This is a genomic window from Aquimarina brevivitae (assembly GCF_004216895.1).
In the GTDB taxonomy this organism is placed as follows: Bacteria; Bacteroidota; Bacteroidia; order Flavobacteriales; family Flavobacteriaceae; genus Aquimarina; species Aquimarina brevivitae.
The window spans coordinates 114592-137992 of the sequence record NZ_SGXE01000004.1; the positions used below are offsets into that span (position 1 = coordinate 114592).

Consider the following 23401-nt stretch of genomic DNA (forward strand, 5'->3'; position numbering starts at 1 on the left):
ATATCAAAAGTAGCCTGTCGATTTTCAAAATATCATAGATAAGCGCGTCCTGATATCGCAGAACCTATACGTAACCCATAGTAAAACCGTATCATTCTTTGTATGTAACAGGAATTATACACCCCAATAAAACCTACTTATAAAATGGAGCATTTTTGCATCTGTTATAACATTGTTGACCATAATTTTCAGCACATCCCGCCATTACCTGAAGCCTATATTGCTTCTACGAAAGATGGTACGCTCAATTATATCGAAAAAAATACAACTCAGGCTACGCTTAGCAGCTATCAAATTCCTGTTGAGCAAACCGATCATCAGCATTTACTAAACTTATGTAATGAACTTAAACCCGCAGCTTTAGAACAACGCTTTCAGCCTAAAAAAAGAAGAAAAACAATTCCGTTGACCGAACTAGAAAAAGATCGTAAGGTTAACGAAGTACTTCTGAACTTTGTACATCGTAAGTTGAACACCTTTTACCAACTGCTGTATAAAAATCAATATCCAACTACCTATGAAGCCAAGCGTAAAGAACATCTCGAAAATTTCAGGCTGCAAATAGCGCATCAACCTATTGATCCCAAACTACAATTTACCAAAACCGATGAGGGTATTGAATATGCCTTCCAGCTGAATTACGAAGAAAACATACTAAGCCCTCATAAACATAGCATTCAAATTTTGGTTAATGAACCTTCGTGGATTATAATAGATCAAACCTTAGCACAGCTCAAAGATCTCAATGCTAATAAACTAAAACCCTTCAGAAATAAAGAAAAAATAATCATTGAACAAAAACATATTAAAACCTATATGGAAAAAGTTATTGTTCCGATTATTAAAAATATAGAAGTTGAGGCTAAGGGTTTTGATATCATTTATAAAGAAAACATAGTATCCTATGGTGTAGAATTCGTGCAAGATTTTATCAAGGATAGCTACGTAATCCAACTTAATTACGATTACGAAAACTACACTTTTAACCATAATAGCAATAAAAAGACAGCATCTGAAGTAAGTTACGAGGACGATCAAATCGAAATTATCCAAACAAGGCGAAATACTGAAAATGAACAAATCATTGCTGATCAACTTATAAAGCTAGGTCTGACTGAAAATCAATCCTTACTTTTTGAACTAAAAAATCAAAAAGACGATTACGCAATTTTGGATTGGGTTAAAAAGCATAAAACTGAGTTAGTAGCGGCAGGATTCACTATACATCCACCTCAACACCTGGATAAATCGATACTGTTACAGGATCACAGTATTGAAATAACGAATCAACAAAAAAATGACTGGTTCGATATTAAGGGTATTGTTACCATCGGTAATCAACAAATTCCATTTACTAAGTTTATAACATACATTCGTAATAATGATCACCATTTTCCTATAGACGACACCTCTATTTTTATCATTCCGCAAGAGTGGATGAACCGATATAAAAAGTTAGCTGATTTTGGCACTGTTGAGAATGAAGAAATTAAGGTTAACAAAAACAATTATACGATCCTTAAGGATATTGTTCCGGCAGAATCCATCCCTGTTGAAGATTTAGAAACTGTGGATTATCAACCCTCAAAGGATTTAAAAGCTACTCTTCGCCCTTATCAGTTTGAAGGTGTGCAATGGCTGGTCAATCATTATCACAACGGATTAGGCGCTTGTTTGGCGGACGACATGGGATTAGGGAAAACGCTGCAAACGATTGCAGCCCTATTGTACGCCAAAGAACAGCTGCAACCCAATGAAGAAGAAGTAGAGCGTATACAATTTGATTTGTTTAGTAGCCCTTTAGAAAAGAAAACGTTTTTGAAAGCGCTTATTGTGTTACCCTCATCTTTAGTATTTAACTGGGCACAGGAAATTTTAAAATTTGCCCCACAACTGAATATCGTAAAGTATATCGGTGCCGAACGCAAAAACATCACGCCTTACCTAGAAACTTATGATATTGTATTGACGACATACACCACATTGACAAAAGATATTGAAGCGTTTAAAAAAGCAAGTTTCCATTATCTGATCATTGATGAAAGTCAGCAAATAAAAAACAAGAATTCAAAAGTATTTCAAGCGATCAATACGGTACCAGTAACACATAAAATTTCATTAAGCGGTACTCCTATTGAAAATTCACTAGCTGACTTGTGGTCCCAGATGCAGTTTATCAATCCAGGTATTTTAGGAAGTTTTAGCTTTTTCAAGGATCACTTTATGGTGCCTATCGAAAAACATAAGGATGAAGCTAAGATCGAAGAGCTTAAATCGCTTATTGATCCATTCATTTTGCGCAGAACCAAAGAACAGGTTGCTAAAGACTTACCCGAGTTATCTGAGCAGGTATGGTATACTGAAATGCAACCCAAACAAGAAAAATTATACGAGGCGGAAAAATCTGCGGCACGTAATCTGTTATTAGGATTGGATAGCGGACCTGTCAATAAAATTAATGTCATCAATACCCTTACCAAACTCAGACAAATTGCCAATCACCCTGTTTTAGTGAATCCAAAAACGGATACTGTCTCTGGTAAATTTGAAGATGTTACGCAATACCTAAAAACCCTAGTGCGGGCTGATAAAAAAGTATTGGTATTTAGTTCTTTTGTATCGCATCTAAAATTGTATGAGCAGTGGTGTAACGAAAATAACATCAACTACAATACCTTGACTGGTCAAACGGCAACCCAGGATAGGGAGCAGCTTGTCAATTCGTTTCAAGAAGATGAATCGATATCCTTGTTCTTTATTTCGCTAAAAGCCGGTGGGGTTGGTATCAACCTCACCAAGGCCTCTTATGTAGTGTTACTAGACCCGTGGTGGAATCCCTTTATCGAAAAACAAGCCATCGCCAGATCCCATCGTATTGGCCAACACAATCAGGTCATGGTGACGCGATTTATTGCCAAAAACACCATTGAAGAAAAAATACTACAACTGCAAGAGCGCAAAAAAGCGCTATCTGATGAAATTATTGATGTAAATAGCATCCCGGAATATATTGAAGAAGAGTTAGCAGAATTTTTGAAATAGTGCTAGGTTTCCGTAGTAAATTTATTATTAATAATTGCAATTATGAGAATTTTTAAAATCTGGGTGGAATATTCAAAAGAGTTAGATATCGATGGTATAAAACAATCGTCAAAAGTTTATGGAGGATCTAATATTTCAGAATCTGATGCAATTATAGATGCCCAAAATAAATTAAACCGAGCACAACGAATAATTTATGGAGAACTCCAAAAGGATGAGGAATATGAGTCAGATATTGTTGAGGAAATAATTGAAAAAATTGACGATGAAAATATAGTTACAAGAAATAGATATGGAGCGCTGGTTCTTAATTCAAAACGAATCATGTTTATCGATGTAGATAATTATTCAAAATCAATAACAGACCATTTTTTCAGGAAAAATCTATCTGTAAAAGAATTGATGCTTACTAAAATTAAAAAAACTATAAATCAAAAGAAGTATTCTCATCTTGGTTTCAGAGTTTACGAAACCAATAAAGGATATAGGATATTGGTCACAAACAAAAACTTTAACCCTAGAAGTAAAGAGTCAAAAAAAATGATGGAAGATTTCAATGCTGATTATTTATATAGATGGCTTTGTATCAAACAAAATTGCTACCGTGCCCGATTAACTCCTAAACCATATAGAATTAAGCAAAAAGGAATAAAGGTAATTTATCCTAAAAGAAGTAAAGAACAACAAAAACAATTAGACGATTGGATAATAAAATATGAGCAAAAATCCCGAGAGTTTTCTTCCTGCCATTTAGTATATCAATTTGGTGAAGTGAAAGTTGATAAAATAATTGAATATCACGACAGATTATCAGGCGTTAAATGGCCAAACAAGCTAGCATAATGAGGTTACTGTGATATTATTGAACTAAAAGTAAATAGTTTAAGACATTATATTAAATGAATGGATTCATATAAACTTCATTGGATAAGTAAACTTTTAGCACTTCAACTATAAACTTGACCATCTCCCCTTTTTCAACTATCTTACACCTTCACATTTTTTAAACACTTCATCTTTATGAAATCTATATTCACACTTTTTTTTGCACTGGTTAGTACGCTGATTTTTGCGCAAGACACCTATCTACATTGTGGCAAGGTCATCGATACCAAAAACGGCAAAGTACTCAACGAAAAAACCATTGTCGTTTCCGATAACAAAATCAGTAAGATCCAGGACGGCTATGTTAATGGTAAAAAGGATGATATGGTTATCGATTTAAAAAATAAAACTGTTTTACCGGGTTTAATCGATATGCACGTGCATATCGAAAGCGAATCGAATCCTAAGGCCTATTTGGATCGGTATACCAACAACGAAGCTGATGTAGCCTTTAATTCCGTTGGCTATGCTAACACTACTTTGCTAGCTGGTTTTACCACAGTAAGAGACCTGGGCGGTAGTGGCGTTAATATTGCGCTAAAAAACGCAATAGCTCAGGGTAAAATTGATGGCCCAAGGATCTTCACCGCAGGAAAAGCATTAGCGACAACGGGTGGGCATGCGGATCCTACGAATGGAGCTAGAAAAGACTTGATGGGTGATCCAGGACCTAAAGAAGGGGTGGTTAACAGTACCGAAGATGCTAAAAAAGCAGTGCGCCAGCGTTACAAAAATGGAGCGGACGTTATTAAGATTACAGCAACGGGAGGTGTATTGAGTGTGGCCAAAAGTGGCTCCAATCCACAGTTTACTATCGAAGAAATCAAAGCCATTTGCGAAACGGCAAAAGACTATGGATTTCACGTAGCGGCGCACGCACACGGCGATGAAGGTATGCAACGTGCTATCAAAGGAGGTGTAAAAACCATAGAACACGGAACTTTGATGAGCGAAGAAACTATGGAATTAATGAAACAATATGATGCCTATCTGGTACCTACGATGACTGCTGGGAAAGAAGTAACTCAAAAAGCAAAAATAGCGGGCTACTATCCGGATATCATCGTACCAAAAGCCTTAGCAATTGGACCTAAAATTCAGGATACGTTTAAAAAAGCTTACGAAAAAGGAGTGGGTATAGCCTTTGGTACTGATGCTGGCGTATTTAAACACGGCGAAAATGGAAAGGAATTTGGTTATATGGTAGAAGCCGGTATGCCTGCGATGGAAGCTATTCAAAGTGCTACCACTACCAATGCTAAAATCCTGAATATGGAAAATCAATTAGGTCAGCTCACTGAAGGATTCATTGCAGATATTATAGCCGTAGATGCAGATCCTACCAAGGACATCAAAACTTTAGAAAACGTAAGCTTTGTAATGAAGGAAGGTAAGGTATATAAAAAATAATTTTGGACTAAAGAGGACTAGTTGGTTTCAGATGTCAATTTTAAAAAATTACGATCCACAAGTAAAATCAACATTGCTATGAATTCGTAGCTCAGTCTTTCTTGTTTTTGAATTCTTCTACTAGCTTATCTTTTTTCCAGATACCGCTGGTTAGGATTTTACCATCTTTGGCATAAAAAGTTCCTTCACCACTGCGTTGGTCATCCTTCCATTCGCCTACATATTTTTCGCCATTAGGCCAATAATAGGTACCTAGACCATTACGCAGATCGTTTTCATAACTACCGATATAGTATTCGCCATCTGGCCAATAAAATGCGCCTTCACCCTCGCGTAAATTATTGACCCAATCCCCTTCGTATCTGCTACCGGTATCAAAAACCGCTATACCATATCCATTAGCTTTATTATTTTGCACCTGTCCTACATAATGTAACAGGTGTTTTTTAGGATTACGAAAAGTTAGGTATTCGCTATATGATTTCTTTTTAAGCTGCTTCTGGAGTCGCTCTAATTGTACTTTGGTTTTTTCTAAAGCAAACTGCAACGAGTCCAAAGTACGCACATTGACCGAAGCATCTGCCGCAACACGATTAGTATCCAGGGACCGTATTGAATCTTTTACTGAGTTGGATTGATTAGGTGTACTATAAAAATCCACAAACTGTTTGGCTACCTTTATTCTAAAACTCACCTCTTCTTTGCCGTCATTCTGCACATTTAAGAATTGCTGTTCATAGGCATCTAAGGCTGTACTATATTGTCCTTGCATTAATAAAGAGTCGATTTGAAACAAACTCCGTTTGAGTAATGAATCTTTAGAGAATTGTTGTTTCTCCGCGATTATGGTAGTAAGTTCTTTTCGTAATTTTTGTTGTCGCAATATACTATATCCCGCCACCACAATTGCGGCTGCAGCAATACAATAAGCTACGATATGTCTTTTACGTATTTTCATAGGGGCTAAACTGGGTTTCTATACTGTTTTAATCATCTAAATGAATAGCTGGTAATTTATTTTTGACTTTTCTAAAATCTGGAGAAAAATACAAATGAAAGCGTAGGGTTAAATTCTGTTTGTACACTGAAGCATCACTTAAAGTTTGCCCAGTGGAATACATAAGACCCGTTGCTACTGTCATTCTGGGATTGATTATATATCCTACAGAAGCGTGCAAACGCAGATCTTCCATCGGACTACCGACCACAGGTTTTCCACTTTGCATAATTAGCTCTGCTTCTGGTGAAATATAAAAAGTATTGGTTTGAAACTTATCTGAATTGATAGGAATTTTAGCTTTAAACATATAGCGCCATCGATTCCTAAAATCATAATCACTATTCTCCTCAAAACTCTGAGTCCAACGATGTTCAATCCGTAAACGATGATAAAACATCATTGAAGACAGTGGCATTGCAAACATATATTCGTGCCAAATACGCCATTCTGGAACAAGGTTTCTATCTATTGGTGCAGGATTGGCTGCCGTGTTAAAATTTAAACGCAGTACACCACCAACACTAATGTTAAAATATTTGTTGTAAATATAACCTATCGCATGCCGATTATAAATCTGACCAACCTGACCCACAAAAGGAGTGTCTTCTGTTTCCTCGAATCTAAAATGGGTTTGCGCCACCCAAAACAACCTTTCGGAAATCCTGATATTACCATAGGTATTTACCCAAACTCTGGAAACGGATTCTTTAAATTTTGCTTCCGTTGGCTCCTGCTGTGCGTTAGTCAATGCATAACAACAACACATCATAACAAAAGACAGGTATTTGTAATACTTTTTTATCATTTGTTATTTTTGGTTAAGTAATTTGGGGATATCAAAACGCTGCAGTATGACCAAAGGATCTTCTTCTTTTCGTATTCTTCGCTCCATTTTTCGAGTATCTTCTTCTCTCATTGCCAGCATACGCAGATGTGTTTTATCAATGAGTTGTATCCATTTGGATGCCTCGTTACAGTTAAGTCCTTTAGATATTTTATCAATAAAATAAGGTACCAAAACATTTTCATATGCCGATACAATACGTCTTTTTACCAATTCATCCATCACTGTTGCTGTAAAAGGATTCCAAACAGCATCGGTATATTTTTCTGCTATTTCTTGTTGCTGTGCCGGTAATTGCAAAACCATTTTCCCAACCGTTTCCAATTGTGTGAAGCAATCTACTAGTTTTCTACCCAACGCTAATTTTTGATCCATATCATCGGTATTAGCATACTCGCTAAGCCGATCTTCTACATCTTGTCTTAAGGTTACTAGCGCTTTGTAATAATGCTCTGGGATAGTATCAGTTTGAGCTTGTCGGGTCAATTCTGTCATCTTATCCAATTGTAAGATCATTTCTTCTTCTAAAGCAATAGCCTCAGCCTGTTTCTCTTGGTTATCTATTGATCTCTCCAAGACGATCCTTATTTCATCCAATCGCTCAAAGGTCTGCTTCGCAAGATCTTTTAAAATTAACAAAGACTGCGCTGAAGCACTATCAACGGAAAGTTCGATTCCATAGTTATCATAGCTACGAAACTCATCTTTACCTTTCTTCCAAAAACGTGGTATGAGGTGTTCATTGCTAATGTAATTCAACAAGTTTTCTTCGGCATAATCAGAAATTTGTCCTAAGGGTGCCAAAATCCTTTCATCAATCCTTTCCAGATCATTTACTAATGATGCCACCTTTTTATCAGATAACTTACGGATTGCCAATTGTGTATCGCTAAGTAGAAAGTCACTTATTTTCTTGGACCTTTGGTAATACAGAACTAAAGAATCTTTTAATTTATCCTCCATCGCCGTAGAAGGATAATAGGATACTTTTACCTTAAATCTAGATTCAAAATTAGCAGGGCTCAATAAAGATAGTACAGTATCAACACGCTGATAATATTTTTCATTTTTGGCAAGTAGTGCTGTAATACCACTAGCCGCGCTAATCTCCACATCTTCTAGCGGTAATTGCAGCTTTATGATCTTAAAATATTTTTCGGATAATGTAATGGTTTCGGTGGTTGCGCCTTCAGCAGATTGCGGAGCAGCACGTTTGATAGCCCTACCTTTAAGACGTTCAATGAGCTGCAGTTCTCCTTCATTAAAATACCAGGATTCAATGTCACCAAGGGTATTATCTGAATACAAGGTCCATTTATCATGCGCCAGCCCATTTCGTAAACACCGGCCTACCAAAGCCAATTCCTTAGCTTCAATTCTAAAGCTTTGTTGCGGAAAACCTTCATTAAACTTTATAACACTGTTAAAACTAACATTTTCTACTTCCGAGTTTTCTATGCGTTGATTTTTAACAGTCCATTCGCCATCTAGCTTACCGTTCGTAAAAGTTCCAAAAGCCACGAATTGTTCCCCATCTACGTTGAGCACATAGGTGTTATCCTTAAATGAGCTTTTCCTATTGGTTTTAAATTCATTAAATCGAAATGACCAATATCCATCGGGATATTTTCTACTAAATTGTCCTTCTATGGAAAAGGAAATATCTTGCTTTTCTAATAACGCCTTTGGATTGGTACGTTGAAACTCAAATTGACCGTCGAACAAGGTATCCTTGTTAGCCAAAATATATTCATAATTTGCCAAACCTATGTAATCGCCAATCTGAAAATAACCTTGATATTGCTTCTTTTCCTGGGCTAGTAACGCTGTTTTTGCTATTAATAATAACCCAAGGACTACTATTTTTATTAATTGTCTAAATTCCATAACATTAACCGGCAAAGTAAACTAAAATTATTTGAAATTATTTTGCTTATTCCATAAAAATTAGGGCTACTCCTTAAAAAATAACAAATATGCTTGAAGTCTGTGTAGTTTTTGGGGTAAAGTGTATGGTTTATAGAAATAAAAGATAAATTAACTTTTTTGTAACATTTACAGCAAACATATACTTATAGATATAAACAACAATACTTTGGTATGAATAAAATAACATCCGGGGACGTATTGGAATTATACACGTGTAAAAGTTGCGAAGTACAGATAACAGGGCAATTTTGTAGTCATTGTGGTCAAAAGAAAATTGAGGGTAGATGGAACTTCAACAAACTTTTGAGATCCTTAACTAATGCTGTTTTTAATTTGGAAAAAGGCTTTTTTTATACTTTTAAAAGTCTTTTTGCGCAACCGGGGGTAGTAATAAAGAATTATCTTCATGGGGCTACGGTTAAGTTCACTAACCCCTTTAAGTATGCGATAATAGGATTTACTTTTTATTCTTCGGTTTTATTTATACTTGGATATTGGGACATTTTTGAAATTGAGTACGCAAAAAGTTCTGTGAACAACCCAGATAACAGTACTTGGATTGAAAAAACAATTATAGAACATATTAATTATATTAAAAGTGTATTTCATTTGCTTCCCTTTTTAGTACTTCCCTTCTTATCAATAGGATCAAGGGTAGCGTTTGCTACTAAAAAATTAAATTTTATTGAATTTTTAATCATTCATAGCTTTGCAATAGCGCAATCAAGTATGTATTACGCTTTATTAATGCTACTCTTTTATATTGCTAAAATAAACGTCTCTTTAGAGCTTTTACTTTCTTTTCTGTTATTACTACTTATGTACGCACAAATTTATAAACGCAAGCTTGGTATGGCGCATTGGAAAGGCTTTTTTTACGCGATCTTATCTATAGCACTTACATTAATCTTAGTTTTAGTAATTGTTTTTGTAGCAGCATTAATTGCAGGGATTATAATAGGTATCATAAAGGGACATCAGGAGGCAGAAATGGCCTTGATACTTTATTAAATAATAAACGCGACAAGAGTATTGTCGCGTCACTACGAGTATTTTTAGTTTGAATTATAAAGTCGCTTGAGCTACCTCAGCAGACCGATCTATTTTCTTAACCAAGCCAGAGAGTACTTTACCAGGTCCAACTTCCGTAAATAGTGTCGCGCCATCTTTAATCATATATGTAACGCTTTGCGTCCAGCGTACCGGAGCAGTCAATTGTGCAATTAAATTTGACTGTATCTCTTTAGGGTCAGTTACTGCAGTAGTTGTTACATTCTGATACACAGGACACTTAGGGGTGTTAAATTGCGTATCCTCAATTGCAGCAGCCAGCTCTTCTCTTGCCGGCTCCATCAATGGCGAGTGAAAAGCGCCGCCCACAGGTAATAACAAAGCACGCTTGGCGCCATTTTCTTTCATCCATTCGCACGCTGCTTCAACAGCAGGTACTTCTCCAGAGATCACCAATTGTCCGGGACAATTATAATTGGCAGCCACTACAATCCCTTCTGTTTCTCGACATCCCTTTTCTACTATATCATCATCTAAGCCTAACACTGCTGCCATAGTAGAAGGTTGCATTTCGCAAGCTTTTTGCATGGCCAATGCACGTTTTGAAACTAATTGCAGTGCGTCTTCAAAATTTAAGGTATCATTAGCAACCAGTGCCGAAAACTCACCCAAAGAATGTCCTGCAACCATATCTGGTTTAAAACTATCTCCTAATACTTTACTTAAAATAACAGAATGTAAAAAAATAGCAGGTTGGGTAACTTTGGTTTCTTTAAGCTCATCAGCTGTACCTTCAAACATAATTTTAGTAATCTCAAACCCTAAAATATCATTTGCTTTATGAAACAGCTCTTTAGCTAAATCAGAGTTTTCATATAAATCTAGCCCCATACCAGTGAATTGAGCCCCCTGGCCAGGAAATACATATGCGTTCATACTGTGCGTTTTTAATTTTAACAAAAATAAGGATTAAGTCCATAGCTACTTAACTTAAATCTATAGAATTTAATGAAATTAGCGGTAGCACCCTAATCCTATCTTATTTTCCCTGAAAACAGTGAGAAATAACGCATTTTATCGTGTTACTTTTACAGCATAAAATAAAAATCGGACAACTAGCTTTTTTGATCATTAAAATTTTCAAAACAATTATTAGAGTAGTAATTTTTTTATATAAAATCAATGAAAAACATTTTAAAATTTGCGCTTCCGATAGTATTTATATTGTTTCACACCAGTTGTAGCAAAGATAAAGTTGAAAGTCTGTACAACGAAGTAAACGTTACCCTAAAGAATTCTGAATCCTATACCTTTGATTTAGAAATCGCTGGAGATGAAGAAGGGGCAATTATCAAAACTCAGGCTACAAACTTTCAAAACAGTGAGTTAGTTAGAGATATTACAACAGAATGGAGTCTCGTTTATAAATATGAGCCTTTACCAGGATACGTAGGAACGGATTTTACAGTAATTGAAACCTGTACGGGAGGAGAATTTAATGAATGTCAAACAAAAAATCTTATCCGAATCAATTTTAATATCACTGAGTAATATACAGATGAGAATTACTGGTAATTCTTTATAATCTCACGTACAGAAGTGAAGTAAGAACTACCAAAAATATTTAAATGAACCAAAAGATAATACAACTGCCATAGTTTTAGTCGATCCCGCCATCCAGAAGGTAAAGGAAACGCTTCATTATAGGCGTGGAAAACTTTGGGATCAAATCCACCAAAAAGATGCATCATCGCTATATCCATTTCTCGTGGCGCGTAAGCCACTGCAGGATCTATTAAACAAGGTTTACCCTGTTGATCCACCATATAATTGCCACCCCATAAATCTCCGTGAATTAAAGAGGATGGTTCATTGGGTATTATCTTAGAGCAATTTTTATAAAAAGAAGCCAAACCTGAGAATAAAAATCCTGAATCTTGAGCTAGTTTGATTTGTGGTTGTATCCGCTGATTGATATAAAAATTAACTGCATTGATTTCTTTACTATTATACTGAGGTAAACTTCCAATATAATTATCATGAGTTAGACCAAAATAGGGTTTCGTTTGCTTATGTAAAGCAGCTAATTTTAATCCAAAATCTTCCCAAAAATCAGCCGCTTTGCTCCTTGAATCAATAAAGGGCATTACCAAATAGGCCTGATCCTCAAAAACTCCTTCATATAATACTTCTGGTATGCTAAAAGTGGAGTTATTTGAAAGCACTTGTAAGCCTTTCGTTTCAGCCTCAAACATTGCAGGAAAGCGACTAGCATTATTGATCTTTATTACAAACCTTTGATCTTTGATATCTAATCGGAAGACTTCATTGATATCTCCGCCGGATAACGGTTGAAAACTATTAACTTTTTGATCAAATAGGGCTTCAAGATGTGTTAATACTACCTTATCGATCATATACCTATTCGATTTTTATCGTTTTTTATAGGTCAGATAAGTAAAAGGATACTTATGCTTTTCATCAGTGTCATGGAACTCCTCTTTAATCAGCTCCCATTTCGATAAATCAATTTCTGGAAAAAAAGTGTCAGCTTCAAATTCTCCGTGTACCCGAGTTAACTCAATGTAATCAGCGTAGGCTAAACCTAATTTATATATTTCACCACCACCAATGATAAAAGGCGAAGGATCTGGACTAGCGGCTTCAATGGCTTTATCTAAGGAGTCCACAACAATAACTCCCTCGGGCTTATAGTTGAGATTACGAGTAATTACAACATGTGTTCGGTTAGGTAATAATTTGGGAAATGACTCGAATGTTTTCCTCCCCATGATGATATAGTGTCCAGAAGTTAACTGCTTAAATCGTTTAAAATCATCAGGTAAGTGCCAAACCAGATCGTTGTCTTTACCGAGGGCGTTGTTCTCGGCAGCGGCAGCAATCATCGTAATTTTTTTAGGCAATTTTAGAACTTCTTCTTTTCTACCTTTTATAAATTCTTCCTTTTTCTTTAAAAGATCTGTTTTGGGATACATCAACTCCACATCCTTCTGAATGAGTTCGATTTCAGCTTTTTGCTTCGCAATTAAACGCTCCATTTGTTTATCGGTCCACTCCCTACCCATAAATGAGTGAAATAACCATACATTTGCGGTATGTATAGCAAGTATAAAACCCCAAATTAGTATAGCCACCAAATACCAATCTGCTCCAAAAAAAGTAAGATCTTTTCCAAAACCTAATAGCAAATTGAGTATTACAAAAAAGATAGCTCCTACTAAAAACACTATAAAATGTCGGAATAATTTTTTCTTTTGATTAACTCGCTTTCTGGCGTGCTCGTACAACTCGCGTTGCACCGGGTCGATTTGTGGTTTTTCTTTCTTTTTAGAAAACATATTATGCTAACTTAGTGGCTCTGGTTTAACTAAAGCGTGTTACGACAATTCATTATCGCTTATTTTAAGCATAAAAGTAACTATAGTGCTGTATAAAACAAAGTATTTTCAATATAGCTATGGATAAATACCGAAAAGAGTTTCCTACCCTTAATCATTATACATATCTAAACACCGCCGCCTCAGGGATTTTGAGCTCAGCTTTATACCAACATCGACAACAACATGAACTGGATTATTTAAATAGGGGGAGCTTGTTTAGAGAAGATCGAAACACTTTTTTATCCGAAACAAAACAAACTCTTGCGGATTTTTTCAATCACAATTCCAATGAAATACTATTGGTTCCTAATTTTTCATTAGGACTCAATACGGTTCTCGATGGCCTTGGAAAGCAACAAAAAGTAGTACTGTTAGATCACGATTATCCTGCCATTAATCATGCGGTTATTACAAAAGGATTTACACACTGTTATGCCAAAGTAGATGATAACCTGGAAAATAACATTTGGACAACCCTAAAACGTGAAAATGCCCATATTTTAATTTGTAGCATGGTTCAATATATCAGTGGCATAAGTTTGTCCATTGATTTTTTTAAACAATTAAAAGAAGAGTTTCCCAACCTTCTACTTATTGTAGATACCACACAGGCTTGTGGAACCCAAAAAATTGATTTTAAAAACTCAGGTATTGACATATTAGGCTGTAGTGGTTATAAGTGGCTACTGGCTGGATTTGGTAATGCATTTTTTATGTTTAAAGAGGGTATTTTAGAACAAATAACTCCCAAATCCTATACAAAAGAGATAGGCAGATCTGACTATGATTCATCTTACACCAACTTACAAGCACGGTTGGAGTGTGGTCATCTTGACACCTTGAATTTTACAAGTCTTTCCTTTGCTGTATCCAATTTACAAACCATCGGAATGGAGCGTATTGCCGGACATAATCAAAAGTTAAGTCGGTTTTTGAAAGAGCAGCTTATCAATTTAGGTCTGCTGGATGAAAGTGTGATTAACCGTAATATTGATAGTTGTATTTATACCTTTAAAGCGAACCGACAATTGCACGAAAAACTTATAAAGCAGCATATAGTAACTTCTTGGAGAGGTAATGGCATACGTGTTAGCGTTCATTTTTATAACAACACACAAGATGTTGAAATACTAATAGATGCACTGAAAAAATCACTAAAATAATTGATAAAAAAGTAATCAATAGGTTTTTTATTTTATATCAAATTGTAGTAACTTAGGGATACTTTTATATAACCACATAAACCTTTTTAATTATGGCAATCTCTAAGCAATACCTAAAGTCAAAACCAATTTGCAAAGTTACCTTCACAGTTCCTGCTAAAGAAGCTGACTCTGTATCAGTAGCAGGCGAATTCAATAATTGGGATACAGGATCTCATTTACTTAAAAAGCTTAAAAACGGTACTTTTAAAGGCACAGTAAATTTACCAAAGGACAATCAATTTCAGTTTAAATATGTGGTCGACGGAGAGTGGACTAATGAAAATGAAGCTGATGGATACTTGTGGAGTGATTACGCGGCTACGGATAATAGCTTGCTTATCGTTTAATACGATAAGCTAAGATATTTCTACGCCTTTCCAAAAAGCAACATACCCTTCGATCTCTTTGGCTGGTTTTTTAGCCTCAGGGTAAAACCAGGCTGCGTCTTTATTTTCCTTATCACCTACCTTTAAGGTATAATAGGATGCTTCACCTTTCCAGGGACAATGGGTATGTGTATCACTTGGTAAAAAGTATTCTTTCTTTAAGGCCGAAGGCGGAAAATAATGATTTCCCTCTATGACTATAGTGTTATCACTTTCGGCTACAATTTTTCCATTCCATTTGGCTACCATACAAAGAATATTTGAAGTTTATACTTTTTGAAACAGATAATTCTGATAAGCCTTTTCCACATCTGAAAATTGATTTATGATCTTCAGCCCTGATTCTTTTGCTAACCATTTAACCGTATGATCATCATATTTTTGCGAAATTTCGGTATGTATAGTTTCCCATTTTTCAAAGCAAACTTCTAATCCAAGTGCATTGATGTCTACACTTTGCTTTTCCTTACTTACTAAATAACTCTTAGCCGTACCACTTTCGGGATCATAAGTTTCCCAATGTAAAAAATTGTTTACATTGAAATTTGCGTCAAATTCCGTGTTGATCCGTACTAATATGTTTTTATTAAACGCTGCTGTAACGCCTTGTGAGTCATTATAGGCATTTAGAATCGTCTGAGGATTCTTTTTTTGATCAAATCCCATAAACAACAAATCCTCATTACCCATCACACCGCATAATTTCTGCAGAAATTTAATGGCTCTTGGATGCAATAGGTTGCCAATATTGGAGCCTAAGACCATTATTATCTTTTTATCATATTCGGTATACTTTAAACGGTCTAGAACTTCAAAATATTCACCGACTAAACCCTGTACCTTAAGGCTAGGCATTTCTTGCTGAAGATTTTGCTTCAAATTTTCTACCGCATTGCTACTGATATCGATAGGGTTATATGTAAAATTGTACGCATTAGAAAGTAATTCCTTCAAAAGCACCTTTGTTTTCTTACCATCACCTGCACCGAGCTCGATAAGATGAAAACCTTGTTTTTCCTGATCGAAGTTTTGGACAATTTCGCTCTTTTTGGTATTTAATATCTCAAACTCTTTACGGGTCAAATAATACTCAGGTAATTCCATGATATTTTGAAATAACTTATCGCCTTTTTGATCATAGATAAATTTTGAAGATAAATATTTCGGAAAGGCTGTTAATCCTTCATACACTTCTTTTTCAAAAGCGGAAATTTTTGTTTTTTGATCTTTACAATCCATTATATTTTGTGTGATTGATTATCTTTTACAACCCTAAACCCGGTGAATTGCCATCTTAGGTGCGGATGAAAAAAGTTTCTGTATGTGTATCGTGTATGGTTTTTTGAAGTCGCTATTGAGCCACCACGAAGCACTTTTTGATTGACCATAAATTTACCATTATACTCTCCGAGTGCTCCTGGTGCTTTGCTATATCCCGGATAAGGTAGGTAAGCACTCTCCGTCCACTCCCATCGATGGCCCCAGTCGAAATACTTTTGTGCTACTTCCCATTCAAACTCGGTTGGTAATCGACAATCAGCCCATTGTGCATAAGCAAAGGCTTCGTAATAGGAAATATGTGTAACCGGCGCATCAAGGTTGAGCGGTTGCATACCGCTTAGCGTATATTGCTGATAGCTTTCATCGATTTGATGCCAATACAGAGGGCTTTCGATGTTATTATTTTGAATCCAATCCCAACCTTCTGCGTGCCACAATAAGCTATCCCTATAACCCCCAGCATCAATAAAGGCTAAAAAATCTTTATTCGTAACCAGTTGATCTGCGATTTTAAATTGATGCAGATAAACCTTATGTACCCCTAATTCATTATCGTAGCAAAAATCGGTTGAAGTATGACCAATTTGATAAACCCCTTCATCAATGGTTATAAAATTTGTTTTAGGCTTAAGGCTCTTCGAATGTTCATTAAAAGTTTCGTGGTAGGCAGGCAGCAGTGGATTATGCCCTAAAATATACTTTATATCTGTTAAGAGTAATTCTTGATGTTGTTTCTCATGATGTATACCAATTTCAACCAAATCCAGTACATTATCGTTTTCATTATCTTCCAGAAACCTATGTAAGGCATTGGTTACATAATTTCGATACTCATACACTTGCTTTACCGTTGGTCTAGATAGATTGCCACGATCCGTGCGCACCACTCGCTTACCAACACTTTCGTAATAACTATTGAAAACAAATGCAAAATCAGGATGGAAGCGCTTATATCCCTGTACATATTTTGCTAAAATAAACTCTTCAAAAAACCAGGTAGTATGTCCTAAATGCCATTTGGGTGGCGAAACATCTACAATAGGTTGCACTACATAATCCTCAGTATGCAAAGGAGTACATATTTCTTCTGAAGCTTTTCTGGTTTCTAAAAAGGAAGGGATAATACTAGTCGTAACAATCATAAAAAAAGTGTAGTGCTAAATATGCACTACACTCAAATTTAGTAATTTTTATCTTTTGGAATTCTTAAACCAAGTTAACTCCTTGTTAAAAATCTATCATTTTACTGGGGTTTTACAAAGGTAATGGGAACTTCATAGGCCACAGAAATTGGTTTCTCACCCCATTTCGCGGGCTCCATTTTCGGGATAGCTCGTATAAGGCGTATCGCCTCTCTTTGTAAATAGCGATGTCCGCCTTGCACCTCTAAAATTTCAACTTTACCTTTTTTATCAATTATAAATTCTACGGTAACGGTTCCACTCAAACCTTCACTAACAGCATTTTCTGGGTATTGAAAGTTACGAATAATATGATCCCTTAAGTTTTGGTCAAAACATTTAATAGGCGATAGTCTTGAACGGTCACATCTAGGCCATAATGGTGTAATCCCTTTATCGTTAGCATTCTCTTGAGATAGAATCACTCCCTGTGCTTGTAATGCTGAGGAACAAAACATCATAACGGTTAATAAAAGTAGTAGTCTTTTCATAATAAAAATCTTTAATAGTTTGGGGTCAGACAGCTACCACACCTTTAATATGAGGATGAGGATTATAGTCTTCTAATCTAAAGTCATCAAAAACGAAGCCAAAAATATCTTTGACCTCAGGGTTAAGAATCATTTTAGGTAATTTTCTAGGTTCTCTACTTAGTTGAAGCTCAAGTTGCTCGATGTGGTTATTGTAAATATGAGCATCGCCAAACGTATGTATAAACTCCCCTGGTTGATACCCGCATACCTGTGCTACCATTAAAGTAAACAACGCATATGAGGCAATATTAAAAGGAACTCCTAAAAAGATATCTGCACTTCGTTGATATAATTGACAAGATAGTTTACCGTCCGCTACGTAAAACTGAAAGAAAGCGTGACAAGGAGGTAGCGCTGCTTTTCCATTGGCTACATTTTCAGCAAATGATTTTGAAGTATCTGGAAGAACACTTGGATTCCAAGCTGACACTAGCATTCTCCTACTATCAGGATTAGTTTTTAAGGTGTGGATCAGTTCTTTAATTTGATCAATTTCGTCACCATTCCAATTCCTCCATTGGTGTCCATACACAGGTCCCAAATTCCCTTCTTCATCTGCCCATTCGTTCCAAATTCTTACTCCATTATCCTGCAGATAACTTATATTGGTATCTCCTTTTAGAAACCACAGTAATTCGTGAACTATAGATTTAAGGTGTAATTTTTTGGTGGTGACCATCGGAAAGCCTTCCGCTAAATCAAAACGCATTTGATAGCCAAACACGCTTTTTGTCCCGGTTCCGGTTCGGTCTTCTTTTGCCGTTCCATGGGCTAACACATGGCGCACAAGATCATGATACTGCTTCATAACTCAATAACAAATAAATGGTAATAATTGTTAAAACAACATTAATAAACCAAATATACAAAAAATAGAAGACGAGCGTTCAGATATTTAATTACACAGAAGATAGTTGTAAAAAGTTTTTAACAACGAGCCAATTTAGCCACAATCACCCGATAATCATCCCTGCAATGGTAGCAGAAAGTAAGGATGCAATAGTACCGCCAATAAGGGCTTTCATTCCAAACTCAGATAAGGTTTTTCGTTGACCAGGGGCTAAAGAGCCAATACCCCCTATTTGAATTCCTATAGAAGCAAAATTAGCAAAACCACATAGCATGTAAGTTGCCATAATTATCGATTTATTGTAAGTTAGGTGTAAAGGATTGGCTGGATTTTTAAGGTCTGCCAATTGAATATACCCTACAAATTCACTTGCTGCTAATTTAATACCTAGCAACTGCCCCATTAGCATCACATCTTCTTTGGCCACCCCTATTAACCACATTAATGGGGCAAAAATGGTACCTAATATCGATTCTAATGAAAATTTGCTATAGGGTGTATTTTCTGCAATGAATGTATTGAAGGTAGTCACCTCGCCTACCCAACCCAGTATTCCATTGAGCATAGCAATCAAGGCAACAAAAACCAATAACATCGCTCCAACATTGGCCGCTAATTTTAAACCTTCTGTGGTTCCATTAGAAATAGCATCTAAAACATTAGAGCCTATTTTATCTTGCGTTACTTCAATAGTAGCATCAATTTTTTCGGTTTGAGGATATAAAATTTTAGAAATCACTATTGCTCCTGGAGCAGCCATCACAGAAGCTGCTAATAAGTGCCGAGCAAACTCTAAGCGCAACTGTTCATCATTTCCTCCTAAAAACCCTATGTAAGCTGCTAACACACCTCCTGCTACAGTTGCCATACCACCAACCATTACCAAAAGAATTTCAGAGCGAGTCATCCTCTCTAGGTAAGCTTTGATCATTAAAGGAGCTTCTGTTTGTCCTAAGAATATATTACCGGCCACACTTAAACTTTCTGCACCCGAAATTCCCATAAGTTTAGTTAAAACCCAAGCCATTCCTTTAACAACCACTTGAATAATTCCAAAATAAAAAAGAATAGACGTCAAAGCCGAAAAGAAAATAATGGTCGGTAGCACTTGGAACAAAAAGATAAAACCGTAGCTATCCACATCCATCATACCACCTAACAAAAACTCACTCCCTGCTTGTGTGTATAACAAAATCTCATTAAAAACCTCTCCAACAAAATTAAAAATAGACTGAATAAAAGGAATTTTCAAAACCCCAAAAGCCAAAAGCAATTGACCCAATAGACCAATACCAACAGTTTTCCAATTGATAGCTTTTCGTTTAGCACTAAACAAATAGGCTATAGCTAGTAAGACCAGCATCCCTAAAACACCACGCCACAGACTATTAAAAGAAAAGCCCTGACTAGGTATAATTTCCTTTCCTGTAAGAACGGCTTGGTTGGTTGCAGATTCCTGAAAAGATTCCGGTATAAAATCATAGCTAACCCCTCCTTTAGACACTACTAAAAGGGAATCATTAAATGTAGTTATCCGATATCGAATAATAGAGTCCTCATTAGTTTCACTAAAAAGCAATAAACTATTATTTTGCTTAATGTAATCTCCCTTTAATTTATTCTTAGCATTTTGAAGAGAATACTGAAAAGAATTTTCTTTAAACTCAAAAAAATCTTTTTGGTAAGCGAAGTTTTCCAGTAGTGAGTCTCCTTTTACCTGATTAAGCACCCATTTTTGTTCAAAAACCTGAGCTCCAATATTTTGAAAAAAGAACACAAGGGTTATAAGGGTAAATAAACCTTTCTTCATACTTCAATGGTAAAAATTTAATGAAAACATTAGGAGCGATTAGGAATTTTAACTTCGACGCGAGATTTCGTCTCGTAAGCGAGCCGCTAACTCATAATCTTCGTTGTTTACTGCTTGGTCTAGCATTTTATTGAGCTCCTCTAGGGATAAGTCCTGATAACTGGTTTCTTTACCTACTACCTCAGCTTCTTCATCAGATACAAGTTCGTCCATAAATAAATCCTCTTGCTCTTCATCTTCATCTTTTTTAGGATTTACTTTTAGATAAATCCCAGCTTGATCTAAAATGTTTTTGTAGGTAAAAATTGGTGCCTGAAAACGCAATGCTAAAGCAATCGCATCACTAGTCCTGGCATCTATAATCTCTTCGATCTTATCTCGCTCGCAAATAATGCTTGAATAAAAAACGCCATCCACCAACTTATGGATAATTACTTGCTTTACTACAATATCAAAGCGGTCGGAGAAATTTTTGAAGAGGTCATGAGTAAGTGGTCTTGGTGGCTTTATTTCCTTTTCCAGCGCAATAGCGATAGATTGTGCTTCAAAAGCACCAATAACAATAGGGAGTTTTCTATCTCCATCAACTTCGCTCAAAATCAACGCATAGGCGCCGTTTTGAGTTTGACTATACGATATTCCTTTTATGTTCAGACGAACTAAACTCATACTTAATCAATAAAAAAGGCTGTTTGAACGAGCGGACTTTACTTAGGTTCAAACAGCCCTTAATCAGGCGCAATTTATGAAAAATTATGCGTTATTAGCCTTAAATTCTTTTAATTTTTCTATAAGCTGTGGCACTACTTCAAACGCGTCTCCTACGATACCGTAGTCTGCAGCTTTGAAAAATGGTGCCTCTGGGTCATTATTGATAACCACTTTTACTTTACTAGCATTAATACCTGCTAAATGCTGGATCGCTCCAGAAACCCCAATAGCAATGTATAGATTAGAAGCTACTGGTTTACCCGTTTGACCCACGTGTTCACTATGAGGTCTCCACCCCATATCACTTACAGGCTTAGAACAAGCTGTAGCAGCACCAAGTACCTCGGCTAAATCCTCGATCAAATTCCAGTTATCTGGTCCTTTCAATCCTCTACCTCCAGATACTACAACCTCTGCATCCGCAATTGAAACCTTATCCGTAGCCTTATCTACTGAAGTTACATTTACTGCAAAATCTGCATCATTCAGTGACGGAGAAAAGGCCTCAGCAGCAGCTGCTCCATCAGCTTCTTTTAAACCAAAGGCATTTTTAGACAGACCTAAAATCTTAACATCAGTAGTCAATTCGGTGATATTAAATGCCTTATTAGTAAAAGCTGTTCTTTTTACCTTAAATGGAGCTGCACTTTCTGGTAACGCTACTACGTTTGACGCATAGCCAGCATTTAAATCAATAGCCAAAAGCGGAGCCATAAACTTACTATTGGCACTTGAGCTGATGACAATTACCTTAGCGTCCTCTTGCTCCGCAGCTTGCTTTAAAACATCTGCATAGGCTTTAGCATTAAAAGTATTTAATTTATCATCTTTTACCTCTAACACTTTATCTACTCCATATTTTCCTAATTCACTGCTGTCGCCTCCGTGGACGCTAACTGCAGTAACTGAAGTACCTAACATATTAGCTACTTCTTTAGCATAAGAAGCTACTTCAAAAGCTATTTTCTTGAATTTGCCTCCTTCACTTTCTGTATATACTAAAACTGACATATTATATTTTTTTAAACCAATAAACTGGTTGTTCTTAATTTACTTTATACGTATTGAATAACCGTCACTAAATTACCTTAGCCTCATTATGCAATAAATCTACTAACTTATCGATATTATCTGGCTCTACTAGAGTAACCTCACCTTTTGGCGCTGGTTTTTCAAATTTTACTGCTGTGGTATATTGATCTCCTTCAGCTGGCTCTACAACCGTTAGTGGCTTTTTTCTTGCCATCATAATACCTCTCATATTTGGGATACGTAGATCGCTTTCTTCAACCAAACCTTTTTGACCCCCTATTACTAAAGGTAACTTAGCGGTAGAAGTTTCTTTACCACCGTCAATTTCTCGAATTGCAGTAGCAGTGTCTCCTTCTATTTCCAGGCTGATACAAGTATTGATGAAATTTGCATCTAATAATCCTGCTAACATACCTGGTACCATCCCACCATTATAGTCAATTGACTCTCTTCCTCCGATGATTAAATCATAACCACCATCTTGCGCTACCTTTGCCAACTGCTTAGCAACAAAAAATCCATCGGTTGCTTCTGCATTAACACGGATCGCGTTATCTGCACCGATAGCTAAAGCTTTTCGTAAGGTTGGCTCGGTTTCCGGACCTCCTACATTAACTACATCTACCGTAGCTCCTTGTTTTTCTTTAAACCACATAGCTCTGGTTAACCCAAACTCATCATTTGGATTTATTACAAATTGAACACCATTAGTGTCGAATTTTGTATCACCATCTGTAAAATTGATCTTAGACGTGGTGTCTGGCACATGGCTAATACATACTAATATCTTCATTTTCTATAGGTATTTTTTGAGAATTTAATAACAATCGCGAAAGTACAAATAAAATATCATATTTACTATGCATGCATAATAAATTTTACTTCAAGTC

22 protein-coding genes are annotated in these 23401 nt (G+C 36.1%); 7 read left to right on the forward strand and 15 right to left on the reverse strand.

Annotated elements, in window-relative coordinates:
• Positions 1–144: 144 nt before the first annotated feature.
• The 3 genes from EV197_RS14015 (at position 145) to EV197_RS14025 (ending at position 5337) form a co-directional block, all read left to right on the forward strand.
• Positions 145–3042, forward strand: coding sequence for a DEAD/DEAH box helicase (locus tag EV197_RS14015; RefSeq protein WP_130287422.1), 2898 nt, complete (start codon positions 145–147; stop codon positions 3040–3042).
• A 42-nt stretch (positions 3043–3084) separates the two neighbouring features.
• On the forward strand, positions 3085–3885 hold the full coding sequence (locus EV197_RS14020) for a hypothetical protein (protein ID WP_130287423.1): 801 nt from the start codon (positions 3085–3087) through the stop codon (positions 3883–3885).
• Positions 3886–4062: 177 nt separating this feature from the next.
• A complete protein-coding gene (locus EV197_RS14025) occupies positions 4063–5337 on the forward strand; it encodes a metal-dependent hydrolase family protein (RefSeq protein WP_130287424.1) in 1275 nt (424 codons plus the stop codon).
• A gap of 91 nt (positions 5338–5428) precedes the next feature.
• On the opposite strand, the gene EV197_RS14030 is transcribed toward EV197_RS14025, so the two are convergent.
• Genes EV197_RS14030 through EV197_RS14040 form a run of 3 tightly spaced genes read right to left on the reverse strand, consistent with a single transcriptional unit; the run spans position 5429 to position 9068 of the window.
• The gene (locus EV197_RS14030; protein WP_130287425.1) at positions 5429–6295 is read right to left on the reverse strand and encodes an MORN repeat-containing protein; all 867 of its coding nucleotides are present in this window, start codon (positions 6293–6295) and stop codon (positions 5429–5431) included.
• A 28-nt stretch (positions 6296–6323) separates the two neighbouring features.
• Positions 6324–7142, reverse strand: a complete 819-nt coding sequence (locus EV197_RS14035) for a DUF2490 domain-containing protein (RefSeq protein ID WP_130287426.1) — start codon at positions 7140–7142, stop codon at positions 6324–6326.
• 3 nt (positions 7143–7145) lie between these two features.
• A complete protein-coding gene (locus tag EV197_RS14040; protein WP_130287427.1) occupies positions 7146–9068 on the reverse strand; it encodes a hypothetical protein in 1923 nt (640 codons plus the stop codon).
• 213 nt (positions 9069–9281) lie between these two features.
• On the opposite strand from EV197_RS14040, the gene EV197_RS14045 reads away from it, so the two are divergent.
• The gene (locus EV197_RS14045; protein WP_130287428.1) at positions 9282–10121 is read left to right on the forward strand and encodes a DUF3667 domain-containing protein; all 840 of its coding nucleotides are present in this window, start codon (positions 9282–9284) and stop codon (positions 10119–10121) included.
• A 54-nt stretch (positions 10122–10175) separates the two neighbouring features.
• On the opposite strand, the gene fabD is transcribed toward EV197_RS14045, so the two are convergent.
• Positions 10176–11057 (reverse strand): ACP S-malonyltransferase, encoded by an 882-nt coding sequence (gene fabD / locus EV197_RS14050; RefSeq protein WP_130287429.1) that lies wholly within the window; start codon positions 11055–11057, stop codon positions 10176–10178.
• Positions 11058–11303: 246 nt separating this feature from the next.
• On the opposite strand from fabD, the gene EV197_RS14055 reads away from it, so the two are divergent.
• Positions 11304–11672: a hypothetical protein gene (locus tag EV197_RS14055; protein ID WP_130287430.1), complete on the forward strand. Its 369-nt coding sequence runs from the start codon at positions 11304–11306 to the stop codon at positions 11670–11672.
• A 14-nt stretch (positions 11673–11686) separates the two neighbouring features.
• On the opposite strand, the gene EV197_RS14060 is transcribed toward EV197_RS14055, so the two are convergent.
• Positions 11687–12538 carry a fructosamine kinase family protein gene (locus tag EV197_RS14060; protein ID WP_130287431.1) on the reverse strand — a complete coding sequence of 284 codons (852 nt, stop codon included), beginning with the start codon at positions 12536–12538 and terminating at the stop codon, positions 11687–11689.
• A 15-nt stretch (positions 12539–12553) separates the two neighbouring features.
• Positions 12554–13480, reverse strand: coding sequence for a dihydrofolate reductase (locus tag EV197_RS14065; protein WP_130287432.1), 927 nt, complete (start codon positions 13478–13480; stop codon positions 12554–12556).
• Positions 13481–13599: 119 nt separating this feature from the next.
• Between EV197_RS14065 and EV197_RS14070 the strand changes: the two genes are divergently transcribed.
• Positions 13600–14685 carry an aminotransferase class V-fold PLP-dependent enzyme gene (locus tag EV197_RS14070; protein ID WP_130287433.1) on the forward strand — a complete coding sequence of 362 codons (1086 nt, stop codon included), beginning with the start codon at positions 13600–13602 and terminating at the stop codon, positions 14683–14685.
• 92 nt (positions 14686–14777) lie between these two features.
• Positions 14778–15074, forward strand: coding sequence for an isoamylase early set domain-containing protein (locus EV197_RS14075; protein WP_130287434.1), 297 nt, complete (start codon positions 14778–14780; stop codon positions 15072–15074).
• A gap of 9 nt (positions 15075–15083) precedes the next feature.
• On the opposite strand, the gene EV197_RS14080 is transcribed toward EV197_RS14075, so the two are convergent.
• From EV197_RS14080 to EV197_RS14120, 9 genes are all read right to left on the reverse strand, one after another.
• Positions 15084–15362 carry a DUF427 domain-containing protein gene (locus EV197_RS14080; RefSeq protein ID WP_130287435.1) on the reverse strand — a complete coding sequence of 93 codons (279 nt, stop codon included), beginning with the start codon at positions 15360–15362 and terminating at the stop codon, positions 15084–15086.
• A gap of 18 nt (positions 15363–15380) precedes the next feature.
• Positions 15381–16352, reverse strand: coding sequence for an L-histidine N(alpha)-methyltransferase (locus EV197_RS14085; protein WP_130287436.1), 972 nt, complete (start codon positions 16350–16352; stop codon positions 15381–15383).
• The gene (gene egtB, locus EV197_RS14090; protein ID WP_130287437.1) at positions 16352–17536 is read right to left on the reverse strand and encodes an ergothioneine biosynthesis protein EgtB; all 1185 of its coding nucleotides are present in this window, start codon (positions 17534–17536) and stop codon (positions 16352–16354) included. Before egtB ends, EV197_RS14085 begins: the two co-directional genes overlap by 1 nt.
• Before the next feature lie 101 nt (positions 17537–17637).
• A complete protein-coding gene (locus EV197_RS14095) occupies positions 17638–18066 on the reverse strand; it encodes an energy transducer TonB (RefSeq protein ID WP_130287438.1) in 429 nt (142 codons plus the stop codon).
• A 25-nt stretch (positions 18067–18091) separates the two neighbouring features.
• Positions 18092–18916, reverse strand: coding sequence for a thymidylate synthase (locus EV197_RS14100; RefSeq protein WP_130287439.1), 825 nt, complete (start codon positions 18914–18916; stop codon positions 18092–18094).
• A gap of 145 nt (positions 18917–19061) precedes the next feature.
• The gene (locus EV197_RS14105) at positions 19062–20768 is read right to left on the reverse strand and encodes a NupC/NupG family nucleoside CNT transporter (protein ID WP_130287440.1); all 1707 of its coding nucleotides are present in this window, start codon (positions 20766–20768) and stop codon (positions 19062–19064) included.
• Positions 20769–20816: 48 nt separating this feature from the next.
• Positions 20817–21437, reverse strand: a complete 621-nt coding sequence (locus EV197_RS14110; protein WP_130287441.1) for a bifunctional nuclease family protein — start codon at positions 21435–21437, stop codon at positions 20817–20819.
• 84 nt (positions 21438–21521) lie between these two features.
• Positions 21522–22490, reverse strand: coding sequence for an electron transfer flavoprotein subunit alpha/FixB family protein (locus EV197_RS14115; protein WP_130287442.1), 969 nt, complete (start codon positions 22488–22490; stop codon positions 21522–21524).
• A 67-nt stretch (positions 22491–22557) separates the two neighbouring features.
• The gene (locus EV197_RS14120) at positions 22558–23304 is read right to left on the reverse strand and encodes an electron transfer flavoprotein subunit beta/FixA family protein (RefSeq protein ID WP_130287443.1); all 747 of its coding nucleotides are present in this window, start codon (positions 23302–23304) and stop codon (positions 22558–22560) included.
• Between the last annotated feature and the right edge of the window lie 97 nt (positions 23305–23401).